Here is a 1,373-nt window from a genome sequence, read left to right as displayed (position 1 = left end):
TGCTTGGTGCGCACATCCGTCAGCCTCCAGGTGCGGTAGGCGAAGACGCCGAAGTCGCGCCCCTTGGTGCGCTCCGACTGGTCGGTGACGACAAGCTGCGTGTGTTCGCGCGCATCCTCGATCGCCACCGGCTTCGGCAGCAGAGCCAGCGGATGGCTGGGCGCGGCGGCCAGCACGATCGACATGAAGCCGATGCGCACGAGATGCACATCGACATCGCCCAGCAGGCCGCCAATGCCAAGGTCGGCCTGCCCGCTGACGACATGATCGGGGATCAGGCCGAGCGTACCGATATGCAGGCGCAGCATCACGGTCGGAAACTGCGCCTCGAACGCCTTCAGCACCCGCACCAGCACCGGCGACGGCAACGCTGCGTCGACCGACAGCGCGACTTCAGCCTCGAGCCCTTGATGATGGCCGTCGACGCGCGAGCGGATGCGCTGCAGCACACCGATCATGCGCCGCGCATCCTCCAGCATCGCCCGGCCGATCTCGGTCAATTGCGGCTCGCGGGTACCCTCGCGCTCGAACAGTTTCAGCCCCAGCTGCGCCTCGAGATTGGCTATGCCGTAGCTGATGACGGACTGTGCCCGATTGAGCCTGCGGCCGGCGGCCGAGAAGCTGCCGGCTTCGGCGACTGTCACAAAGATCTGAAGTTGATCGAGCGTCGGGTTGGGCTGCATCGTGATATCTAACTTATAGATGGATCGTATAGAAAATATACCAGTTTATTGAATGGTTCGAAAGCCCCATATCTGGCGGGACAAATCATTCCAACCGCTGGAGAGCCCAAAATGTCCATTCTTCTCATCACTTCGAGCCCGCGCGGCGCCGCCTCCCATTCGACCCGCATCGCTACCGAATTCGCTGAAAAGCTCGTCGCCGCCGATCCGTCGAACACGCTCGTCGTGCGCGACCTCGTCGCCAATCCGCTCCCTCATATCGACGCCGACTACGCGAGCGGCATCTACGTGCCGGCGGAAGCGCGCACTGCGCGCCAGGCTGAGGTCGTCGGTGTCTCCGATGTCGTGCTCGACGAGCTGTTTGCTGCCGACACCGTGATCCTGGCCACAGGCTTCATCAACTTCAACATCTCCTCAACGCTGAAGTCCTGGGTCGATCATATCTCTCGTTCCGGCAAGAGCTTTTCCTATGGCGAGAACGGCCCCAAGGGTCTCGTCACCGGCAAGAAGGTCTATATCGTGCTGGCTTCGGGCGGCATCTATTCCGAAGGTGCGGCCGTGCAGTTCGATCACGCCATTCCCTACCTGCGCGGCGTGCTCGGCTTCCTCGGCATGACCGATGTCGATGTCATCCGTATCGAAGGCGTCGGCATGGGTCCTGACGCGGTGACCGCAGCGCTCGCCAAGGCG

Annotated in this window: 2 protein-coding genes; one reads left to right on the top strand and one right to left on the bottom strand. The window is 62.6% G+C overall.

The annotated features are described in order from the left end of the window. Positions 1-683: LysR family transcriptional regulator (locus EOC06_RS37330; RefSeq protein ID WP_164899000.1), on the bottom strand; the 683-nt coding region annotated here is incomplete at its 3' end. Between the two features lie 111 nt (positions 684-794). Between EOC06_RS37330 and EOC06_RS37325 the strand changes: the two genes are divergently transcribed. Beyond that, positions 795-1,373, top strand: a 579-nt coding sequence (locus EOC06_RS37325; protein WP_164898999.1) for an FMN-dependent NADH-azoreductase, incomplete at its 3' end; no start/stop codon positions are given.

The sequence above is a fragment of the Mesorhizobium sp. M7A.F.Ca.MR.362.00.0.0 genome, from assembly GCF_004023175.1.
Lineage (GTDB): Bacteria > Pseudomonadota > Alphaproteobacteria > Rhizobiales > Rhizobiaceae > Mesorhizobium.
The sequence above is the reverse complement of the archived record's forward strand: the minus strand, read 5'-3'. Positions and strand labels throughout refer to the sequence as shown.